Here is a 20,767-nt window from a genome sequence, read left to right as displayed (position 1 = left end):
CTCAGCGCTCACCCTCCCCAGCGGCTTCCGCGGCAGCTTCGGTCGTCTCCACCGACACCTCGTCGTCGTCGAACAGCGGCCGGATGCCCCGGACCGCCATGATCTCGTCGTTGCCGGTGCCGGCCGCGACCATCGGCCACACCTGGGCATCCTTCCCCACGACGAAGTCGATCACGACGGGACGGTCGTTGATCTCCATCGCGCGGCGGATGGTGGCGTCGACGTCTTCCTTGGTTTCGCACCGCAGCCCGGCGCAGCCGAGCGCCTCGGCCAGCAGCACGAAGTCCGGGATGCGGTGCTTGTGCGTACCGAGGTCGGTGTTGGAGTACCGCTCCGAGTAGAAGAGGTTCTGCCACTGCCGGACCATGCCCAGGTTGCCGTTGTTGATGACGGCGACCTTGATCGGCGCGCCCTCGATGGCGCAGGTGGCCAGCTCCTGGTTGGTCATCTGGAAGCAGCCGTCGCCGTCGATCGCCCACACCTGGGTGCCCGGGACGCCGAACTGCGCGCCCATCGCGGCCGGCACGGCGTACCCCATGGTGCCGAGGCCGCCGGAGTTGATCCAGGTGCGCGGGTTCTCGTACTTGACGAACTGCGCGGCCCACATCTGGTGCTGGCCGACCCCGGCGGCGTAGACGGCGTCCGGGCCGACGATCTGCCCGATCCGCTCGATGACGTACTGCGGCGACAGCGAACCGTCGTCGGGCCACTCGTAGCCGGCCGGGTAGGTCTTGCGCCAGTCGTCGGCCTGGGTCCACCAGTCGGCGAGGTCCGGCTTGCCGCTGTGGTCGAACTCGGTCTGCACGGCGGTGATCAGCTCGCCGATGATCTCCTTGCAGTCGCCCACGATCGGGACGTCGGCCTTGCGGTTCTTGGAGATCTCGGCCGGGTCGATGTCGGCGTGCACGATCGCGGCGTCCGGCGCGAACGACGACAGCTGGCCGGTGACGCGGTCGTCGAACCGGGCGCCGAGCGCGATCAGCAGGTCGGCGCGCTGCATCGCGGCGACCGCGGCGACCGTGCCGTGCATGCCCGGCATGCCCAGGTGCTGCGGGTGCGAGTCGGGGAACGCGCCGCGCGCCATCAGCGTGGTGACGACGGGGATGTTCGTCAGCTCGGCGAGCTGCTTCAGCTGCTCGTGCGCCTCGGCCTTGATGACGCCACCGCCGACGTAGAGCACCGGGCGCCGCGACTTCGCGATCAGCTTCGCGGCTTCGCGGACCTGCTTGCCGTGCGGGCGCAGCGTCGGGCGGTAACCCGGGAGCCGCAGCTCGGTCGGCCAGGAGAACGAGGTCATCTCCTGCAGCACGTCCTTGGGGATGTCCACCAGGACCGGGCCGGGGCGGCCGGTCGCGGCCAGGTGGAACGCCTCGGCGATGGTCCGCGGGATGTCCGCGGGGTCGGTGACGAGGAAGTTGTGCTTGGTGATCGGCATGGTGATGCCGCAGATGTCGGCTTCCTGGAACGCGTCGGTGCCGATCAGCGCGCGCGACTGCTGGCCGGTGATGGCCACGACCGGGACCGAGTCCATGTTCGCGTCGGCGAGCGGGGTGACCAGGTTGGTCGCGCCCGGGCCGGAAGTGGCCATGCAGACGCCGACCTTGCCGGTGGCCTGCGCGTACCCGGTGGCCGCGTGGCCGGCGCCCTGCTCGTGGCGGACGAGGACGTGGCGAACCTTCGTCGAGTCCAGCAGCGGGTCGTAGGCGGGCAGGATGGTGCCGCCCGGAATCCCGAAGACCACCTCGGCGCCGACGGCCTCGAGCGAGCGCACGAGGGACTGGGCGCCGGTGACGCGCACCGGCGTGCCCGCCGGTGGGGCCGGCTTCGGACGTGCTCCGGGCGTTCCGGGCGTCGGCCCGGGCTTCGCGTCGCTGCGCGACGTCGCACTGGTCATCGGTTCTGCCTCGTGGGTCTCGGTGTCACTCGTTCGGGTCTTTTTTGAGCTCGATTGGTGCGGTGGGGCCAGGAATCTCTTCCCTTGGGCAACAAAAAACCCTCGCCGACCGTAAGGTCGCACGAGGGTTCGCGCGTCGACGCAGCGGAAAGTCTTCCCTAAGCGTCGACGCGCTTGGGAAGTACGAGGCCGGTCAGCGGTGTCACGGCGATGACGCTAGACCGAACGCCGGGCAGGTGTCAACTCTGCGGGACGACGTGTCCGCATCGTGGACGTGGGTCACACCGGCCCGACCCGGGTCCGGGCCCGGCGTGCGCGCGGTGCACCATTTCCGGGTGGCCGAAAAACAGCAGGACGAAGGCCGGAAGGCCGTCTTCCGCGTCCCCCGCACGTCCTTCATGGCGATCGCCCTCCTGACCGTCTGCGTGACGCCGATCGCGCTCGGGGAGATCCCGTACCTGCAGTGGCTCTACATCTTCCCGATCGCGCTGGCGGTGTTCGTCATCCGCCACCGCACCGTCGCGACGCGCGCGGGGCTGGCCGTCCGCACGGTGTTCGGCCACCGCGACATCCCGTGGTCGGCGCTGAAGGGGCTCGCGATCACGAAGAAGTCGCGGGTGCAGGCGGTGCTGCAGGACGACACGAAGGTGCCGCTGCCGACCGTGCGGACCCGGCACCTGCCGGTGCTGTCGCTGGTGAGCGAGGGCTTGGTCGCCGACCCGAGCGGGCTGCTCGACGCCGAGGACATCCAGCCCGGGACGTCGGAGACTTCCGCGCCGGAGTAAACCCGGTCCCCGCCCGCCACCACCCTCAACGGACAGGCTGCGCCCGGCAGCGTAAATTGGTCCTACCAGTTTGCCCGGCCACCCTTTGACCTGGGAGTTCCCGTGCCGCCTCTCCGTTCCCGGACCACCACCCACGGCCGCAACGCGGCGGGCGCGCGCTCGCTCTGGCGTGCCACGGGCATGACCGACAGCGACTTCGGCAAGCCGATCGTCGCGATCGCCAACTCCTACACCCAGTTCGTGCCGGGCCACGTGCACCTCAAGGACCTCGGCGAGATCGTCGCCGAAGCGGTGAAGGAAGCGGGCGGCGTCGCGCGCGAGTTCCACACGATCGCCGTCGACGACGGCATCGCGATGGGCCACTCCGGGATGCTCTACTCGCTGCCGTCGCGCGAGATCATCGCCGACTCGGTGGAGTACATGGTGAACGCGCACCAGGCCGACGCGCTGGTGTGCATCTCCAACTGCGACAAGATCACCCCGGGCATGCTCAACGCGGCGATGCGCCTGAACATCCCGGTGGTGTTCGTCTCCGGCGGCCCGATGGAGGCCGGCAAGGCCGTGGTGGTGGGCGGCGTCGCGCAGGCCCCGACCGACCTGATCACGGCGATCGCGGCGTCGGCGAGCCCCGAGGTCGACGAGGACGGCCTGGCCGTCGTCGAGCGCTCGGCCTGCCCGACCTGCGGTTCGTGTTCCGGCATGTTCACCGCGAACTCGATGAACTGCCTCACCGAGGCGCTCGGGCTTTCGTTGCCGGGCAACGGCTCGACGCTGGCCACGCACGCCGCGCGCCGCGCGCTGTTCGAGGAGGCCGGGCGGACCGTCGTCGAGCTGTGCCGCCGCTGGTACGAGCAGGACGACGAGTCCGTGCTGCCGCGGTCGATCGCGTCGAAGGCGGCGTTCGAGAACGCGATGGCCCTCGACATGGCGATGGGCGGTTCGACGAACACGGTGCTGCACATCCTCGCCGCCGCGCAGGAGGGCGAGGTCGACTTCACGATCGCCGACATCGACGCGATCGGCCGCCGCGTGCCGTGCCTGTCCAAGGTCGCGCCGAACTCCGACTACCACATGGAGGACGTCCACCGGGCCGGCGGAATCCCCGCGATCCTGGGTGAGCTGTACCGCGGCGGGCTGCTGAACACCGACGTCTGGTCGGTGCACTCGCGCGACCTCGATTCCTGGCTTTCGACCTGGGACATCCGGGCTTCGTCGCCGTCCGAGGCCGCTCTGGAGCTGTTCCACGCGGCGCCGGGCGGGGTCCGCACCACGCAGGCGTTCTCGACGTCGAACCGCTGGTCGTCCCTGGACACCGACGCGGCCGAGGGCTGCATCCGCGACGTCGGGCACGCGTACACGAAGGACGGCGGCCTGGCGATCCTGCGCGGCAACCTGGCGGAGAACGGCGCGGTCATCAAGTCCGCGGGCATCGACGAAGACCTGTGGCACTTCGAGGGCCCGGCGCGGGTCCTGGAGAGCCAGGAGGAAGCGGTGTCGGCGATCCTGAAGAAGGAGATCCAGCCGGGCGAGGTCCTGGTGATCCGCTACGAGGGCCCGGCGGGCGGCCCGGGCATGCAGGAGATGCTGCACCCGACGGCGTTCCTCAAGGGTTCGGGCCTGGGCAAGAAGTGCGCGCTGATCACGGACGGCCGGTTTTCGGGCGGCTCGTCGGGCATCTCGGTGGGCCACATCTCCCCCGAGGCGGCGGCGGGCGGCCTGATCGGCCTGGTGGAGAACGGCGACCGGATCCTCCTGGACGTCCACGAGCGCCGGCTGGAGCTGCTGGTGGAGGAGTCGGTGCTGGCCGAGCGGCGGGCGAAGATGGAGGCGTCGGAGCGGCCCTGGCAGCCGAAGGACCGCCAGCGCCCGGTGACGGCGGCCCTGCGCGCGTACGCCCGGATGGCGACGTCGGCGGACACTGGTGCGGTGCGGGACGTGAACAAGTAGGCCCCGGGCTTTCGAGGAGGCCGTCCCGGGTTCCCCGGGGCGGCTTTTCCTTGCCCACACAACACCCGGCCGCTCGGGGGACCCCCGGTTTCAACGTTCCTCGCGCCCACCGACAATTCCGGGCCCGCGAACCCCAGTTGTCCACAACCGCGACCGAAGCCGCCGACTTGTCCCCACCCCTACCGCGTCAGAACAATGACCACCACAGCCGCCGCGGCCGCCAGCAGCAGCGACACCAGTCCCAGCGGCAACGGCCGCTTCCGCCAAGGCGTGTTCCGTTCCAGCGAAATCGTCCCGGCCCCGGTGAACAGCAACCCCAACGCCACCGCCCCCAGCAGCAGCTCCAGCTCGAACCCCTGCCCCGCGCCCTCGAAGAATCCCCCGTGGAACTTCGCGTACACCGCATTGGCCGCCACCCCGAGCAGCCCGGCCGCCGCCAGCGGGGTGAACAGCCCGACGATCACCAGCACCCCGCCGCCGACCTCGGTGACGCCCGTGATCCACGACAGCAGCGTCGGCTGCTTGTGGTAGCCGAACGTCTCCAGCACCCGCGCGAACCCGCCGACACCCGGCCCGCCGAACAGGCCGAACAGGTGCTGCAGCCCGTGCGCGCCCATGGTCGCGCCGAGCGCCAGCCGCAGGACCAGCAGGCCCAGCCCGAGCCCGCCCTGGCGCGGCGCGTCGTCCGGCCGATCGTCCTCGACGCCCGACAGGAGGCTGGTGGGCTGCTGCGAAAAGTCGTCTCCACTGCTCACCCGCGCAGGTTAGGGGAATCCCGCGGGCATCGCGAACCCGGTGACGGGTGGTCGGCCGTCCGCCGCCACCCGGCGGCCTGACCGGAACAAGCCTCAGTATTCGCCGTGGACGAGGTTGTCCGGCAGCTCGCCACCGGCGTACCGCGCGATCTCGGCCGCGGCGACGGCGTACGACCGCCCCCGGACCCCGCGCACGGCGCCGCCGACGTGCGGGGTCAGCAGCAGCCCCGGCGCCGTCCACAGCGGGTGCCCGGCGGGCAGCGGCTCGGGATCCGTCACGTCCAGCGCGGCCCGCAGCCGGCCCGTGGTCAATTCGGCGACCAAGGCGTCGGTGTCCACGACGGCGCCGCGCGAGACGTTCACCAGCACGGCGCCGTCGCGCATCCGGGCCAGGAATCCTGCGTCGGCCATTCCGCGCGTGCGGGAGGTCAGCGGCACCATCAGCACGACGACGTCGTGCAGTTCCAAGAGCCCGGGCAGCTCCCGCACGCCGTGCACGCCCTCCCGCGCGGTCATCCCGACCATCGTGCAGCGCGCGTCGAACGGCTCCAGCCGTCGCCGCAGGTGCCGCCCGAGGTCGCCCGCGCCGATGACGAGCACGCGCTTGCCCTGCAGCGTGTCCGCCGTGTGCCGCTCCCACCGGCCTTCGCGCTGGGCCGCGGCGAAGACGTCCAGCCTGCGGTACATCGACAGCAGCGCGGCGACGACCCACTCGGCGGTGCTCCCGCCGTGCGCGCCGCGGCAGGTGGAGAGCAGGACGCCGTCGGGCACCTTGCCGACCCAGTCCTCGGCGCCGGCGGACAGCAGCTGGATCAGCTTCAGGTTCGGCAGCGTGCGCCACAGCTGCTCCCCCGGCGGGTGCTTGCCGGGGATGAGCACCTCGGCCTTCGCGGCCTCGGGCGGCACCGGCTCGCCCCACTGGTAGCGCACGGGCAGGACCCGCGGGACCTCGGCGAGCACGGTCATGCCCTCGTCGTCGGGCACCAGCACGGTCAGCGTCATGATCCCCAACGTAATCGAGGAGTGCTCACCCGTGGTTCACGCACCGGCCCCTAGGCTGGGGGATCATGCGCACCCGCTACCGCTCGGCCCTGCTGGCGATCTTGGCCTGCGGCGTCCTGCTGCCCGCCGGGTGCGCGCGGTTCGACGACACGGCGGCCGGCCAGACGTTCAGCCCCGCGCCCGTGCCGAGCCCCGAGTCGCCGCCCGAGGTCCAGGGCCCCGGCGCGGACTCCGGGAGCGACCCCAAGCAGGCGCGGCCCGGCCAGTCGGCCACGCCGGTGCCGCCGCCGCAGGGCTGCAAGGACTTCGACCCGGCGGTCATCGCGACCTGCCTGGACACCGTCGCCGCGGTGGCCGGCCTCCCCGGCGACGGCTCCACGCCGAGCGCGCTGGCCGGCGAGCGCAAGAGCGGCCGCGTCCTGCTGGCCACCAGCGGCAAGGACGCCACGGACTTCGCGAAGCTCGACGTCCAGGCCGACGGCGACGGAGGCCTGACCGGGCTCGCGCTTTCGCCGTCGTACGTCGAAGACCAGCTGGTGTTCGCCTACGTCACGACGGGGACCGACAACCGCGTCGTGCGCTTCGCCAAGGGCCAGGCGCCGAAGCCGGTGCTCACCGGGATCCCGAAGGGCGCGTCCGGCAACCGCGGCACGATCGGCACCGACAACCGCGGCGCGCTGCTGGTCGCGACCGGCGACGCGGGCAACCCCGGCGCCGCGGCCGACCCGAACTCCCTCGCCGGGAAGCTGCTGCGGATCGACACCTCCGGCAAGGCCGCGGCGGGCAACCCGAACGGCTCGCTCGCCGTGGCGGCCGGCCTGCACGCGCCCGGCGGGGTGTGCGCGTCGGCCGACGGCGGCCGCGTCTGGGTCACCGACCGCCTCGCCGACAAGGACGCCCTGTACCGGATCCAGGCCGGGCAGCCGCTGCCGACGCCGGCGTGGACGTGGCCGGAGAAACCGGGTGTCGCGGGCTGCGCCGACTTCGTCGACGCCAACGGTTCGCTGTCGGTGGGCACCTCGCTGGCCGGCACCCTGCAGAACCTGCCGGTGACCCCGGACGGCGCGATCAGCGGAAGGCCGACGGTGAGCCTCGACGGCAAGAGCGGCAAGCCGCCGGTGACGTACGGGCGGCTGGCCGGCATGAGCATGATCAACCCGCAGCTGGCGGTGGCGGGCACGGTCAACAAGGACGGCGGCGCCCCGGTCTCGAGCGACGACCGCGTAGTGCTGATCACCTCGGCGACGTCCGGCGGCGGCAACGGCAAGGACTGACCCGTCCGGCGCAGCCGGGCGCACTCTTCGTCGCCCTGGGTGACGGCGATCCTCCCCTTCTGGCGCACGATTCGGCGATCTTCGTCCTGTTAAGGTCACGTCCGGGCGGATTCTCACAGTGGTCCGCCGAGGGGGATTTCCGGATGTTCACGTCTTTTCGTGCTGCCCGAACGACGGCTGACGTTCCGTCGCCGGCGGGCTGACGCCTTTTTCCGGTTCTTTCCCACGCCCGAGCACCGGACGGTGTGGCGCCGGTGCGCGTCCACGAAAAGAGAGCCATGAGATCGGTGAAAAGACTCCAGCGGCTCCGGCGCGGCGGCCTGGTCGTCGCGCTCGTCGCCGCATTGACCGCACAAACCGTGCAGCAGGCCACCGCGGCGCCCGCCGCGGCACTCCGCGCGGCCGCCACCACGGCGACCGGTGAACTCTCGCCGCGCGCCAAGGTCCTCACGATCTGGCGCAGCGCGGGCTCGCAGGTCAAGGCCGAGGCCGAGCGGGCCTTGCTCGGCTCGGACGCCGACGTCACGGCGTTCCTGAACGACAAGCTGGACCGGCTCGACGCGCTGGACCAGCGCCTGTCGGTGAACCAGATCCTCAACGCCGGGGGCCCGGCGGTGAAAACCGCGGCGCAGCAAGCCCTCGACGCCGCCGACAGCGACCCGAACGCGCTGCGCACGTTCTTGACCAGCGGGTGGATCCCGGCTTCCGACACGGACCTGCGCGTCCGCGTCAACCAGATCATGGCCGCCGGCGGCCCGCAGGTGCAGAAGGCCGCCCAGGCCGCGCTGGACGCGGGGACTTCGGCCGCGCTGCACGACTTCCTGAACACGACCGCCGCCCGGGCGGAAGCGACCGACCTCCGCCTGCGCGTCAACCAGATCCTGGCGATCAGCGGGCCGGAGGCGAAGGCCGCGGCGCAGGACGCGCTGGACGACGGAACGCCGAACCGGCTGCGGCTGTTCATCGACCGGGACTGGGAAGTCGCCGCGGCCCGTGACCAGGAGACCGCGAGCATCCAGCAGCTGGTCGACGCCGCGAAGATCGCCGGCGCCCAGGCCGCGCAGGAAACGCAGGAGGCGAAGGACGCCGCCGAGCGCGCGAAGAAGGAAGCCGACCTCGCGCGGCAGTCGAGCGAGCTCGCCGCACAGGCTGCCGAAGCGGCGAAGAACAACGCCGCCGGCGCGGCCGAAGCGGCGAACCGCGCCGCCACCGCGGCCGACCGGGCGGCGAGCGCCGCCGTCACGGCGATCGGTGCGGCCAACGCCGCGACGTCCGCCGCGCGGGTCGCCGCCAATGCCGCGGCGCGGGCCGCGGCCGCTGCCTCGAAGGCCGGCAATGCTTCGAGCGCCGCGTGGAGCGCGGCGGCGGCCGCCCGGATCGACCGCGGAAAGGCCGGTGACGCCTCGAAGGCGGCCATCGACGCGGCCGCCGCGTCGACCAGCGCGCAGCAGGCCGTCGACGCCATCGACCAGGCGAAGGTCGCCCTCGGCCACGCTCGCGAAGCGATCGACGCCGCGAACTCGGCCGGCACGAACGCCTCGAATTCGGCCGCCGCCGCCCGCGAAGCCGTCAAGTGGGCGAAGGCGGCCGGTGCGGACGCGCGGCAGGCCGAGGCCGCGGCGGCGACCGCCCAGCGGCAGGCCGACCGGGCGAACCGGGCCGCGGCCTCGGCCCGGACCTACGCGGTCGAAGCGGCCGACGCGGCGGCGCAGGCACGGGAGCTGGCGGCGAAAGCCGCCGTGGACGCCGCCATCGCCGCCGCGGCCGCTCAAGACGCGGCGGATCACGCGGTCAACGCCGACCAAGCGGCCCAGCTCGCCACCGACCACGCGAACGCGGCGAGCACCGCGGCGCAGACCGCGGTCGACTCGGCGAACCAGGCGGGCCGGATCTACACGGCCGCCCGCAAGGTGAACGAGGACCGGCTCGCGCTGCAGGCGGACCAGGCCACCGAAGCCGCCCAGCAGGCGCTCACCGTCCAGGATCAGCTCGGCCTGACCCGCAAGTGGAACGCGGCGCAGGAGGTCCAGCGCGACGCGGAAGCCAACCGGCTGCTGGCGGAGGCGAACGCGCCGGGCGCCGACCCGGCACTGGTCACGCTCGACGGCCGGAAGGTCGCGCTGCGGCTGCTCACCACCGGTGGCCCGTGGACGAAGTCGGCCGCCGAGGGCGCGCTGACCGGGGCGGATCGCGAGGTCCGAGAGTTCGTCCACACCGGCGTCGCCCGCGCCGCCGCGCTGGACGACCGGGAGACGCTGCAGGAGCTGATCGACAACGCGAACCCGGCGAAGAAGGCGGCCGGCCAGCAGGCGCTCGCGGGCAGCGACGCCGACGTCAAGCGGTTCCTCGCCTCGCCGGACTACCCCACCGAGGGCAGCGACCTGCGGCTGCAGGTCAACCAGGTCCAGGCCACCGCGCGGGCGGAAGGCAACGCCGTCGTCGTGGCCGAGGCGCAGAAGGCCCTCGACGCCGGCACCGTGGCCGCGTACCGGCAGTTCCTCGACACGGGACAGAACATCGCCCGGGAGAAGGACGACCGCCTGGCGCTCAACCAGCTGATCGCCAACACGGCCACCGGGCCCGAGGCCCGGATGCTGGCCCAGGCGGCGCTGGCGGGGCCGCCCGACATGGTCCGGATGTACCGGCTCAACGGCCAGTACGTCGCCGCGCGGCACGACCGGGAATCGGCCGCGCACAACGCGGTCGTCGCCGGCTTGGTCGCCGAAGCGACATCGGTGGCGGCGACGGCGTCCCAGAACGCGGCGCTGGCGCAGTCCGTCGCGGCCGACGCCCGGCACGACGCGGCGAAGGCGCACGAATACGCGGACCAGGCCGGCTTCCAGGCCACCGCTGCCGTCAACGCGGCGAAGGACGCGGCGCAGTCCGCGCAGGACGCCCGGACGTCGGCGGAGAAGGCGTATCAATCGGCTGTCACCGCCCAGGAAGCGGCGACGCGCGCCTCGCAGGCCGCTGTCCGGGCTTCGCAGTCGGCGATGTCGGCGGGCTTCCTCGCGGAAGCGGCGGGCGCGGGCATCGAGCTGACGATCGGCGCGGAGTTCGTCACCGGCATCGCCAGCGACTCGTTCCTCGCGTCCAGGCTGAGCGCGCTCAGCACCGAGGAATTCCTGTCCGGCATCGCCGTGCGCAACGGGCTCACCGACATCGCGAAGAACCTCGGCAAGCAGCTCACCGGGATCTGCACCCCCCGTTTCGCGGCGGCGGCGGACCCGTTGCCGTGCTTCACGCCGGTGGGAATCGATTACGGCCGGTGGGGCAACGAGCTCGCCGACGTCTCGTACCGGTTCCGGCAGGCTCGGGAGTTGCTCGGCAAACCGGGGATCAACGTCGGCGTCGGCAAAATGCCGGGTTACCCCGACGAAGGTTTCGGTCCCGGCTACGTCGTCGCTCGCAGCAACAGGGACGCCGACCTCCATTCCGAACAAATCATCATCCAGAAGATCCGGGACGCCGGCCTGGATCCGAAGGATCTCGTCGCGATGTTCACCGAACGGTCGCCGTGCACGAAGAAGTGCATCACCACCCTCAACGAGGCACTGACTCCGGGCACTCCGGTGTATTACGGAGTGACCCACCTCAATGACTGGGATATGGAAACCGAAATGGTCGAACGGCTGCTGCTGGACCGCGCGACGGGCCGGTGAAGCACCGCTGACCGCTACCGGCTCACGGGTGGTGACGACCTTCGGTCGTCACCACCCGTGCTAGTCTTGCGGCGTGACCGATCCATTCCAGTTCCTCGAGAAATCCCGGGCGGAAAACGATCCGGACTACCGCGCACCCGCCGAAGCGGTTGATTCTTGGCTCGAACTCGCCCAGGCGGTCGAAACCGAATTGACCCGAATGGGCTTCGCCGCATCAGTCCTGCGGGAGAGTGCGTTCCACCCCTACCCATCCGGGGCGCACATCCGGGTACACGAGTCGTATCCGTTCGGCGTGGAACTGAGCTGGCGGGCCCCGGTGACGGAAACGGAAAGCTATCGCGGAAAACTGCGCGCCCAGGACGCGAGCAGCCCGCTGCTCAGATACGTTCTCGACGCGCGGAAGGTCATCGTCGAGGCATTGCTCGACGTGCTGACGAAGGCCGGCTTCCGTACGCAGATCGACCACGAGGGCAGTACCTCCTACGTCCACCGCGTTCTCGAGGCCCCGGCGTCGCCGGTGGAATGACCGGCCCTGTGCCCTACGGCTTCAGCTCCACCCGCCGTCCCTCGGCCGACGACGTCAGCCCGGCCTCCGCCACCTGCAGCCCGCGGGCGGCGGAGAAGAAGTCGTACCGGTGCTGGCGTCCGGCGGCGACGTCCCGCACGAATTCCTCCCACTGCGCCTTGAAGCCGTTGTCGAACTCGGCGTTGTCCGGCACCTCCTGCCACTGGTCGCGGAAGCGCTCCGTCGCCGGGAGGTCCGGGTTCCACACCGGCTTCGGCGTCGCCGAGCGGTGCTGGACGCGGCAGCGCCGCAAGCCGGCGACCGCGCTGCCTTCGGTGCCGTCGACCTGGAATTCGACCAGTTCGTCGCGGAAGACCCGCGTCGACCAGGACGAGTTGATCTGCGCGATGACTCCGGACTCCAATTCGAAGATCCCGTACGCGGCGTCGTCCGCCGTCGCCGCGTACGCCTCGCCCTGCTCGTCCCAACGGCGGGGGATGTGCGTCACCGCCTTCGCCGTCACCGCCGAAACGCGGCCGAAGAGGTTCTCGAGCACGTAGTTCCAGTGGCAGAACATGTCGAGCACGATCCCGCCGCCGTCTTCGGCGCGGTAGTTCCAGCTCGGGCGCTGCGCCTCCTGCCAGTCGCCCTCGAAGACCCAGTAGCCGAATTCCCCGCGCACCGACAGAATGCGCCCGAAGAAGCCGCCGTCGACCAGCCGCCGCAGTTTGCGCAGGCCGGGCAGGAACAGCTTGTCGTGCACGACGCCGTGGCAGATCCCGGCGTCCCGCGCGAGCCCGGCCAGCTCCAGCGCCGATGTCAGGTTTTCGGCAAGGGGCTTTTCGGCGTAGACGTGCTTGCCCGCGGTGATTGCCGCCCGCACCGACGGCTCGCGCGCGGACGTCAGCTGCGCGTCGAAGTAGATGTCGACGTCCTGCAGCGCGGAGCCGGCGTCGGTGGTCCACGCGGTCAGGCCGTGCCGGTCGGCGAGGTCCTTGAGCTTCGCGGCGCTGCGGCCAGCGAGGATCGGCTCGAGCTGCACGCGGCTGCCGTCCGGCAGGGCGACGCCACCCTGTTCGCGGATCGCCAGGACCGACCGGAGCAGGTGCTGCCGGTAGCCCATCCGGCCCGTCACCCCGTTGAGCAGCACTCCGATGCTGGACTGGTTCATCACGAGCCTTCCTGGTCGAGCGGGATGTCGTATTCGGTGCGGCGGCCGCACATGCCGTAGCCGTCGGGGTTCGACGGCGTCGCGACCCGCAGGCCGGACCGGTCGAGGTGGCTCCCGTCGCCGTCGGCGAGCGCCTTCAGGTGGGCGCCGGTCAGTTCGGCGGCCCGCAACGCCCCGGCCTGCCAGCGCGGTATCCACTCTGCGACTTTCGGCGCGACGAGCGCGACGGCCGCACGGTGGAACGCCCGCAGTGGTTCCGGATCGCCGTCCCGCAGGGCGTCACGCAGCGGCAGATACCCGCGAATCGCCAGGTCGCGGCGGTGTCGCGCAGTGTGGTCGGTTTTCGGCAACGCCGCGGCCTCGGCGTAGGCGGCCGCGTCGGCGAGCACGTCGGGCGGGAAGGTGAAGACGGCGTCCCCGGCCTCGGGCAGCCCGCTGTTCTGCATGAGGACCGTGACGCGCAGGCCGTCCTCCTGCACCATCCGGTGTACGGTGCCGGGCGAGAACCACGCGATCACCCCGGCTTCCAAGGGCGTCTCCGCGTAGCCGCCGGCACTCAGCGTTTGGACGGCGCCCCGCCCGCCGGTGACGACGTAGGCCTCGGTGCAGGCGAGGTGGACGTGCGGACTGCCGCCGCAGACGCCGTCCTCGGCCGCCCAGTCGTAGGCGCGCAGGTGCGAGACGCCGATGGCGCCCGGGAGCGGAAAACCGGTCATGACCACCCGTGCCCGTCGAGGTAGCGGGTCACCCGGTCGCGGTCCCAGGCCCCGTCGGCGACGACGATCCGGTAGCGGTAGGCGAAGCTCTCGCCCGGCGGCAGGTCGAACTCGTCGAAAAACGCCCACGAGAAGGCGACCATGGGCGCTTCCCGGGCGCGGACGAACCAGTGCGACTCGTGGATCGCCTTGTCGTTCTCGGGTGCGTGGGCGAAGACGAGCGTCGAGTGCGCGTCGACGCCGTCGTGTTCGCCGACGAACGCGAGCCACGGCGCCTGCGTGCCCATCATCGCCTCGCCCTCGAGGTCGCCGGGGCCCAGCACCTGGCCGCCGCCGAAGTCGCGGGGCCCCCGCCAGTGCAGGCCGGTGTACCCGGCGAGCTCGCGGCCGGCGGTGGTCGGGCTGCCGAACACGAGCGGGACGTCCCGGACGTTGGTCAGCTCGATCGCCCAGTCGAGCGCCCAGGCCCCTTCGTCCGGCTCGACCGAGTGGACGACGATGTCCCGCCGCTCCCGCGCCCACTCGTCGCCACCGTTGGCGACCCAGGTGAGGTCTTCGGTCAGGCGCAGCCGATCGCGCTCGACGCCGAAGCCGGCGAATCCGTCGTGCCGCATGGAGCCGATGCGGTCGGGCAGCTCCTGGTACCCGTCGCCGGGGACGTAGGTGTGGCCGCCCCAGAAGTTCTGCCCGGAGAGGTGACTCGCCGTCATCTGCAGGCCCTTGTGCCACCGGTGGTCGGCGGGCCGGTAGCCGCTGACGTGCCGTCCGCCGAGCGTCCGCAGCGGGTGGGCGTAGGGCTTGCGGGACTCGAAGGCCACGGGGTCGGGCTGGTACACGTAGGACATCAGCCGGACACCGCCCGCTTCGACGGCCACGTGCTCGCCGTGCCGGTGCGTGACGGTGATCGTCGCGCTCATCCGCGCTCTCCTGTCCGTTTTCCGGCCATCGAGAGGTGGAAGGGGTCACCCGGCCCGATTTCCCCGCGGCGCACACCGGCCCCGGTGGCGGCGGACTTGTACAGCGCGGCGACGAATTCGAGCACCCGCCGCCCGTCATCCCCGCTGCACGGCGGCCGCCGCCCGGCCCGGTAGGCGGCGAGGAGGGGCGTCAACGCGGCGGCGTGCGAGCTGCCGACGTCGTCGGCCGGGGTGCGCCACCGTTCGACGACGTCCTCGTCGACGTGGGGCGCCGGCGTGTAGCGCCAGTCTTTGGCGCCGTACCCGTAGAGGTGGGTGAGCTCCGCGGTGGCGAGTTCGCAGTCGATCCGGATCCGGCTCACCTCGTCGGGCGAGAGGACGCTGTTGACGACGGTCGCCAGCGCCCCCGACTCGAACCGGACGAGCGCGGTGGAGACGTCTTCGGTCTCGACGTCGTGCACCAGCCGCGCGGTCATCGCCCGCACCTCGGCCCAGTCGCCGAGCAGGTGGAGCAGCAGATCCATCTGGTGGATGCCGTGGCCCATGGCCGGGCCGCCGCCCTCGGTCTCCCAGTGTCCCCGCCACGGCACCGCGTAGTAGGCGGCATCGCGGTACCAGGTGGTCTGGCAGTGCGCGACGAGCGGCCGCCCCAGCTCCCCACCGGCGAGCAGCTCCCGAAAGTGCGCGGCGGCCGAGCCGGACCGCTGCTGGTAGACGAAGGCGGCGTACGGCCCGCCCTCCCGCTCGGCAACGGTCATCTCGTCGTATTCGGCGAGCGACCGGCACGGCGGCTTTTCGCACCAGACCCAGGCGCCGCTCTCGAGCGCCTGCTTCGTCTGCTCGACGTGCAGGCTGGGCGGCGTGCAGATCGAGACGAGGTCGGGTTCCTGCTCGGCGAGGAGAGTGCCCAGGTCGTGGTAGGGCTGGGCGTCCCCGGCCCCGGCACAGAAGGCGGCAACGCGCACCTCGTCGAGGTCCGCGGCGGCCACGATCTCGACGTCCTCGCGGTGGGCCTCGAAGGCGATCCGGTGGCTTTCCGCAATGGCCCCGGTCCCGACGACGGCCACCCGTAAGCGCTTTCCCTCACCCACCCCGGGTCTCCTCCTCCGGCTCCGCGCCCCACAGCGTCGATCTCGCACCGCGCGCCCACTTCCAGGACGGCGACCTCCGTGGCCGGGCTTCGCCACTCCGACCGTTCCAGAAAGCGCTTTCTCATGCAACGGCCGCCTACGATGACAACGTTGTCGACGCCCACGATCCACCGGTCGGACGACTCCGCCAACCCGACGGAAATTCTCCAGCGGCAGGATTCTTACCGAAGTGACTGCCCGGCGCCCGCGAATGTCAGCGGGTCTTGCTACGCGCCTTCCGCGGCTGCCGACTCTCGGCCCGCATGGCCCGCACGTCCAGGAAAGCGACAACGCAGGACACGAGCGCCGCGAACAATCCGAGGAAGCGACCCACCCCCGGCCCGATGGCGACCCCGGCCGCCTCGAAGATGCCTCGCTGGTCGGCGTCGAACTCCCAGTCCAGGGTGAACCAGCCCAGCGCCATCAGCAGCAGCGACGCCGCGGCGACCACCAGCCACAGGTGCGGCAGCCCGCTGATCCGCAGGTTCCGGATTCGCCCGAAAACGACCACGACCAGTCCGGCCAGCAACAGCGGCAACGGCGGGCACCAGGCGAAGAAGCTCGAGTGCCACGCATCGCGCACGACGTCACCGTGGGGCAGCTGCGTCAGGATGTCTTCGATGTCCGGCCGGGTCGCGGTTAGCGTGGTCCACGGCAGGAACGTCGAGCCCAGCGCGAGCAGCCCGGCCGCCAGGCCGAGCCACTCGCGCCAGGTGACGCTTTTGACGAAAACCGGCAACGTCAGGAACCGACGCGTTCGATGATGAGCTCACGCACCCGCTTGGCGTCGGCCTGCCCCTTGGTCGCGTTCATGACCGCACCGACGATGGCCCCCGCGGCGGCGACCTTCCCGCCGCGGATCTTCTCCGCGACGTCCGGCTGCGCCGCCAGCGCCTCGTCGATCGCCGCGAGAAGGGCCGAGTCGTCCGAGACGACCTTCAGCCCTCGCTTCTCGACCACCTCGCGCGGCTCGCCCTCCCCGGCGAGCACGCCCTGGACGACCTTCTTGGCGAGCTTGTTCGTCAGCTCACCGGAAGACACCAGCCCGATGACCTCGGCCACCTGCTTCGGCGTGATCGCCAGGTCGGCGAGCTCGACCTCACGGGTGTTGGCCTCCTGCGCCAGGGTATTGACCCACCAGCCGCGCGCCTCATCCGGCGTGGCGCCGGCCTCGACCGTGGCCGCGACGAGGTCGACGGCACCGACGTTCAGCAGGTCACGCAGGGCTTCGTCGGAAAGCGACCATTCCTGCTGGATCCGCTTCCGCCGCTCCGACGGCATCTCCGGCAGGGTCCCGCGCAGCTCCTCGACCCACTCCCGCGACGGCGCGATCGGGACCAGGTCGGGCTCCGGGAAGTACCGGTAGTCCTCCGCGGTCTCCTTCGTCCGCCCGGACGACGTGGTGCCGTCGGCTTCCTGGAAGTGCCGTGTCTCCTGCTTGATCGAGCCGCCCTCGGCGAGGATCGCCGCCTGCCGCGTCATCTCGTAGCGGACAGCGCGCTCGACGCTGCGCAGCGAGTTCACGTTCTTCGTCTCGGTGCGCGTCCCGAACTCGGTCGCGTCCTTCGCCATCAGCGAGACGTTCGCGTCGCACCGCAACGAGCCCTGATCCATCCGGACATCGGAGACGTCGAGCGCGCGCAGCAGGTCACGCAGCGCGCTCACGTAGGCCCGCGCGACCTCGGGCGCCCGCGCGCCGGTGCCGGTGATCGGCTTTGTCACGATTTCGATCAACGGCACGCCGGCCCGGTTGTAGTCGAGCAGTGAGTGCTCGGCGCCGTGGATCCGCCCGGTCGCGCCGCCGACGTGCAGCGACTTGCCGGTGTCCTCCTCCATGTGCGCGCGCTCGATCTCCACGCGCACGACCTCGCCGTCGTCGAGCGTGACGTCGAGGTAGCCGTTGAAAGCGATCGGCTCGTCGTACTGCGACGTCTGGAAGTTCTTCGGCATGTCCGGGTAGAAGTAGTTCTTCCGCGCGAACCGGCACCACTCGGCGATCTCGCAGTTCAGCGCGAGACCGATCCGGACGGCGCCCTCGACGGCCTTGCCGTTGACGGCCGGCAGCGCCCCGGGCAGGCCGAGGCAGGTCGGGCAGACCTTCGTGTTCGGCTCGCCGCCGAACTCGTTCGGGCACCCGCAGAACATCTTCGTGTTCGTGTTGAGCTCGACATGCACTTCGAGCCCGAGCACCGGGTCGAACCGCTCGACGACGTCGGCGTAGTCCATCAACTCGGCCACGGCAGTCACTTCGTTCCTCCGAGCTCCGGGACCTTGTGGATGAGCGCCCCGCCGGCGGCGGCGTCACGGGCGGCCTCGTAGGCGGCGCCGACCCGGTAGAGCCGGTCGTCGGCGAGCGCCGGGGCCATGATCTGCAGGCCGACGGGCAGCCCGTCCTCGTCGGAAAGCCCGCTGGGCACGCTCATGGCGGCGTTTCCGGCGAGGTTCGACGGGATCGTGCACAAGTCGGCGAGGTACATCGCCATCGGGTCGTCGACGCGCTCGCCGATCTTGAACGCCGTGGTCGGCGTCGTGGGCGAAACGAGGACATCGACCTGCTCGAAGGCGGCCTCGAAGTCCCGCGTGATCAGCGTGCGCACCTTCTGCGCCGAGCCGTAGTAGGCGTCGTAGTAGCCGGACGACAACGCGTAGGTGCCCAGCATGATCCGCCGCTTGACCTCGGCACCGAAGCCCTTTTCCCGCGTCAGCGACATGACCTCTTCGGCGCTGTGCGTGCCGTCGTCGGCGACGCGCATGCCGTAGCGCATGGCGTCGAACCGCGCGAGGTTCGACGAGCACTCGCTCGGTGCGATCAGGTAGTAGGCAGGCAGCGCGTAGACGAAGTTCGGACAAGACACCTCGACGACGTCGGCGCCGAGCGCCCGCAGCTGCTCGACCGCGGCCTGGAACGACCGCAGCACGCCCGCCTGGTAGCCGTCGCCGCCGAACTCCTTGACGACCCCGACCTTGACGCCCTTCAGGTCACCGTTCGCGCCCTGGCGCGCAGCGGCGACGACCGGCGGCACCGGCGCGTCGATGGACGTCGAGTCCCGCGGGTCGTACCCGGCGATGACCTCGTGCAGCAGGGCGGCGTCGAGCACCGTCCGCGCGCAGGGGCCGGCCTGGTCGAGCGAGGACGAAAAAGCGACAAGGCCGTAGCGCGACACCCCGCCGTAGGTCGGCTTGACCCCGACGGTCCCGGTGACGGCCCCCGGCTGCCGGATCGACCCGCCGGTGTCGGTACCGATGGCGATGGCAGCCTCGAACGCCGCGATCGACGCCGACGAGCCACCGCCCGACCCGCCTGGGATGCGGGCGTGGTCCCACGGGTTGTGCGTCGGGCCGTACGCGGAGTTCTCGGTCGACGAGCCCATGGCGAACTCGTCCATGTTCGTCTTGCCGAGAATCACGACACCGGCTTCGCGCAGCTTGCGCGTCACCGTCGCGTCGTACGGCGGGATCCAGCCTTCGAGCGTTTTCGAACCACAGGTGGTCGGCACGCCCTCGGTGGTCAGGACGTCCTTGAGCGCGAGCGGCACGCCGGCCAGCGGCGACGCGGGCGCGTTGCCCTCGGCGATCCCCTCGTCGACCTTCTTGGCCGCGGCGAGCGCACCTTCGGTGTCGACGTGCAGGAACGCGTGGATGTGGTCGTCGACCTCGGCGATCCGGTCCAGGTGGGCCTGCGTGACCTCGACCGCGGACACCTCGCGCGCGTGGATCTTCTCCGCCAGCTCGGCGGCGGTCAGCTTGATGAGCTCGGTCACTGCTCTTCCCCCAGGATCCGCGGCACCCGGAAACGGCCCTCTTCGGCGGCCGGCGCACCGGCCAGTGCCTGCTGCTGCGTGAGCCCGGGGACGACGACGTCCTGTCGGAAGACGTTCGTCAGCGGCACGGCGTGCGACGTGGGCGGCACGTCGGTGGCGGCGACCTCGCTCACCTTGGCCACCGAGTCCAGGATCTGGTCGAGCTGGCCGGCGAAGACGTCGATCTCGTCGTCGGTCACGGCCAGCCTGGCCAGCTTCGCGAGGTGCGCGACCTCGTCTCGGGAAATGTTGGGCACGCGGGTGACTCCCGGGTTGTGCTGTGCGGGTTGTCTCGGAAGCTGCAAGTCTATGGTGACGGCGCGGGCGGACTCGACTGGGTTACGCCCGGCGCAGGCCGGCTGCCGTCCGGCGACGCTCACATCCCGCCCGGCGGACAGCTGGTCCCGCGAGCCGGGTGGGTCTGTCACAATCGGCGACCGGCATCGAGCGTCCCACGGCAAGGCTGGGACGCCAGAGGTGAGAGGGGCGCGTGGTGTCGTTCCTGATCCGGGTCCTCCTTCCGGACAGCCCGGGGACCCTCGGCGCGGTCGCCACGGCGCTCGGCACAGTAGGCGCCGACATCCTCAGCGTGGACGTCGTCGAGCGCGGCAGCGGAGTCGCCGTCGACGACCTGGTGGTCGAGCTCCCGTCGGGCCGCCTGCCCGACGCGCTGATCACGGCGGCGGAGAGCGTCGACGGCGTCGAAGTGGACGCGGTCCGTCCCTATGCGGGCGTCCTGGACACGCACCGTGAGCTCGAGCTCGTCGAAGAAATCGCCGCGCAGCCGAAGTCGGGCCTCGACATCCTCGCCGAGGGTGTCCCCCGCATCGTGCGCGCCGGCTGGGCTATGATCGTCGAGCATTCGGAGACCGGCGCGGTCCGCCTGGCCTCGTCCAGCGCGGCCCCGGAAACCCCAATCACCGACCTGCCGTGGCTGCCGCTCGAACGCGCGACGGTCCTCGACAGCGAAGAAGCCTGGATCCCGGAGACGTGGAAAGAGCTCGGCACCGAGCTCGCCGCGACCCCGCTCGGCAAGCCGGGCAAGGCGCTGCTCGTCGCCCGCCCCGGCGGCCCGAACTTCCGCGCCGCCGAAGTCGCCCGGCTCGCCCACCTCGCCGGCATCGTCGCGGTGGTCCTCGACGGCTAGCGTGAGGACGTCGAAAAGGGACGAGCCCACCCGGGTTCGTCCCTTTTCGGACGACGCCCAGG

The 20,767-nt window shown here is 71.4% G+C and carries 17 protein-coding genes; 6 read left to right on the top strand and 11 right to left on the bottom strand.

Annotated features, from left to right (window positions below; translation table 11 throughout):
* Position 1 precedes the first annotated feature (1 nt).
* Complete coding sequence (locus tag ACLJOU_RS37970; protein ID WP_410574114.1) at positions 2–1,894, bottom strand: acetolactate synthase large subunit; 1,893 nt, start codon at positions 1,892–1,894, stop codon at positions 2–4.
* 335 nt (positions 1,895–2,229) lie between these two features.
* On the opposite strand from ACLJOU_RS37970, the gene ACLJOU_RS37965 reads away from it, so the two are divergent.
* Together ACLJOU_RS37965 and ilvD are read left to right on the top strand one after the other, a co-directional pair.
* Positions 2,230–2,679 (top strand): PH domain-containing protein, encoded by a 450-nt coding sequence (locus tag ACLJOU_RS37965; protein ID WP_410574113.1) that lies wholly within the window; start codon positions 2,230–2,232, stop codon positions 2,677–2,679.
* Between the two features lie 102 nt (positions 2,680–2,781).
* Entirely contained in the window at positions 2,782–4,626 is a 1,845-nt protein-coding gene (gene ilvD, locus ACLJOU_RS37960; protein WP_410574112.1) for a dihydroxy-acid dehydratase, read from the top strand.
* A 179-nt stretch (positions 4,627–4,805) separates the two neighbouring features.
* On the opposite strand, the gene ACLJOU_RS37955 is transcribed toward ilvD, so the two are convergent.
* Positions 4,806–5,381: a DoxX family membrane protein gene (locus ACLJOU_RS37955; RefSeq protein ID WP_410574111.1), complete on the bottom strand. Its 576-nt coding sequence runs from the start codon at positions 5,379–5,381 to the stop codon at positions 4,806–4,808.
* Between the two features lie 93 nt (positions 5,382–5,474).
* The gene (locus tag ACLJOU_RS37950; RefSeq protein WP_410574110.1) at positions 5,475–6,383 is read right to left on the bottom strand and encodes a 2-hydroxyacid dehydrogenase; all 909 of its coding nucleotides are present in this window, start codon (positions 6,381–6,383) and stop codon (positions 5,475–5,477) included.
* Between the two features lie 65 nt (positions 6,384–6,448).
* Between ACLJOU_RS37950 and ACLJOU_RS37945 the strand changes: the two genes are divergently transcribed.
* The 3 genes from ACLJOU_RS37945 to ACLJOU_RS37935 all read left to right on the top strand — a co-directional run bounded on the left by ACLJOU_RS37945 (position 6,449) and on the right by ACLJOU_RS37935 (position 11,845).
* Complete coding sequence (locus tag ACLJOU_RS37945; RefSeq protein ID WP_410574109.1) at positions 6,449–7,657, top strand: PQQ-dependent sugar dehydrogenase; 1,209 nt, start codon at positions 6,449–6,451, stop codon at positions 7,655–7,657.
* Positions 7,658–7,944: 287 nt separating this feature from the next.
* A complete protein-coding gene (locus ACLJOU_RS37940; protein WP_410574108.1) occupies positions 7,945–11,319 on the top strand; it encodes a nucleic acid/nucleotide deaminase domain-containing protein in 3,375 nt (1,124 codons plus the stop codon).
* 73 nt (positions 11,320–11,392) lie between these two features.
* On the top strand, positions 11,393–11,845 hold the full coding sequence (locus ACLJOU_RS37935; RefSeq protein ID WP_410574107.1) for a hypothetical protein: 453 nt from the start codon (positions 11,393–11,395) through the stop codon (positions 11,843–11,845).
* Positions 11,846–11,858: 13 nt separating this feature from the next.
* On the opposite strand, the gene ACLJOU_RS37930 is transcribed toward ACLJOU_RS37935, so the two are convergent.
* The 8 genes from ACLJOU_RS37930 to gatC all read right to left on the bottom strand — a co-directional run bounded on the left by ACLJOU_RS37930 (position 11,859) and on the right by gatC (position 19,815).
* Entirely contained in the window at positions 11,859–12,995 is a 1,137-nt protein-coding gene (locus ACLJOU_RS37930; protein WP_410574106.1) for a Gfo/Idh/MocA family protein, read from the bottom strand.
* The gene (locus ACLJOU_RS37925) at positions 12,995–13,711 is read right to left on the bottom strand and encodes a cupin (protein ID WP_410574105.1); all 717 of its coding nucleotides are present in this window, start codon (positions 13,709–13,711) and stop codon (positions 12,995–12,997) included. The genes ACLJOU_RS37930 and ACLJOU_RS37925 overlap by 1 nt, the downstream gene beginning before the upstream one ends.
* Entirely contained in the window at positions 13,708–14,628 is a 921-nt protein-coding gene (locus ACLJOU_RS37920) for a PmoA family protein (RefSeq protein ID WP_410574104.1), read from the bottom strand. The genes ACLJOU_RS37925 and ACLJOU_RS37920 overlap by 4 nt, the downstream gene beginning before the upstream one ends.
* The gene (locus tag ACLJOU_RS37915; RefSeq protein WP_410574103.1) at positions 14,625–15,719 is read right to left on the bottom strand and encodes a Gfo/Idh/MocA family protein; all 1,095 of its coding nucleotides are present in this window, start codon (positions 15,717–15,719) and stop codon (positions 14,625–14,627) included. The genes ACLJOU_RS37920 and ACLJOU_RS37915 overlap by 4 nt, the downstream gene beginning before the upstream one ends.
* A gap of 253 nt (positions 15,720–15,972) precedes the next feature.
* Positions 15,973–16,503, bottom strand: coding sequence for a hypothetical protein (locus ACLJOU_RS37910; RefSeq protein ID WP_410574144.1), 531 nt, complete (start codon positions 16,501–16,503; stop codon positions 15,973–15,975).
* Positions 16,500–18,005, bottom strand: coding sequence for an Asp-tRNA(Asn)/Glu-tRNA(Gln) amidotransferase subunit GatB (gatB, locus tag ACLJOU_RS37905; protein ID WP_410574102.1), 1,506 nt, complete (start codon positions 18,003–18,005; stop codon positions 16,500–16,502). Before gatB ends, ACLJOU_RS37910 begins: the two co-directional genes overlap by 4 nt.
* The gene (gatA, locus tag ACLJOU_RS37900) at positions 18,002–19,519 is read right to left on the bottom strand and encodes an Asp-tRNA(Asn)/Glu-tRNA(Gln) amidotransferase subunit GatA (protein ID WP_410574101.1); all 1,518 of its coding nucleotides are present in this window, start codon (positions 19,517–19,519) and stop codon (positions 18,002–18,004) included. Before gatA ends, gatB begins: the two co-directional genes overlap by 4 nt.
* Positions 19,516–19,815 (bottom strand): Asp-tRNA(Asn)/Glu-tRNA(Gln) amidotransferase subunit GatC, encoded by a 300-nt coding sequence (gatC, locus tag ACLJOU_RS37895; RefSeq protein WP_410574100.1) that lies wholly within the window; start codon positions 19,813–19,815, stop codon positions 19,516–19,518. The genes gatA and gatC overlap by 4 nt, the downstream gene beginning before the upstream one ends.
* A 236-nt stretch (positions 19,816–20,051) precedes the next feature.
* On the opposite strand from gatC, the gene ACLJOU_RS37890 reads away from it, so the two are divergent.
* Positions 20,052–20,705 (top strand): amino acid-binding protein, encoded by a 654-nt coding sequence (locus tag ACLJOU_RS37890; RefSeq protein ID WP_410574143.1) that lies wholly within the window; start codon positions 20,052–20,054, stop codon positions 20,703–20,705.
* Positions 20,706–20,767 lie beyond the last annotated feature (62 nt).

The organism is Amycolatopsis sp. cmx-4-61 (assembly GCF_046548775.1).
Classification (GTDB): Bacteria; Actinomycetota; Actinomycetes; order Mycobacteriales; family Pseudonocardiaceae; genus Amycolatopsis.
This window is presented reverse-complemented; position numbering and strand designations above follow the sequence as displayed.

What these genes read in the sequence shown, in the direction of transcription:
- ACLJOU_RS37970 (WP_410574114.1), bottom strand. Translation starts at nt 1,894, where the DNA reads ATGACCAGTGCGACGTCGCGCAGCGACGCGAAGCCCGGGCCGACGCCC.
- ACLJOU_RS37930 (WP_410574106.1), bottom strand. Translation starts at nt 12,995, where the DNA reads ATGAACCAGTCCAGCATCGGAGTGCTGCTCAACGGGGTGACGGGCCGG.
- ACLJOU_RS37920 (WP_410574104.1), bottom strand. Translation starts at nt 14,628, where the DNA reads ATGAGCGCGACGATCACCGTCACGCACCGGCACGGCGAGCACGTGGCC.
- ACLJOU_RS37925 (WP_410574105.1), bottom strand. Translation starts at nt 13,711, where the DNA reads ATGACCGGTTTTCCGCTCCCGGGCGCCATCGGCGTCTCGCACCTGCGC.
- ACLJOU_RS37945 (WP_410574109.1), top strand. Translation starts at nt 6,449, where the DNA reads ATGCGCACCCGCTACCGCTCGGCCCTGCTGGCGATCTTGGCCTGCGGC.
- ACLJOU_RS37950 (WP_410574110.1), bottom strand. Translation starts at nt 6,383, where the DNA reads ATGACGCTGACCGTGCTGGTGCCCGACGACGAGGGCATGACCGTGCTC.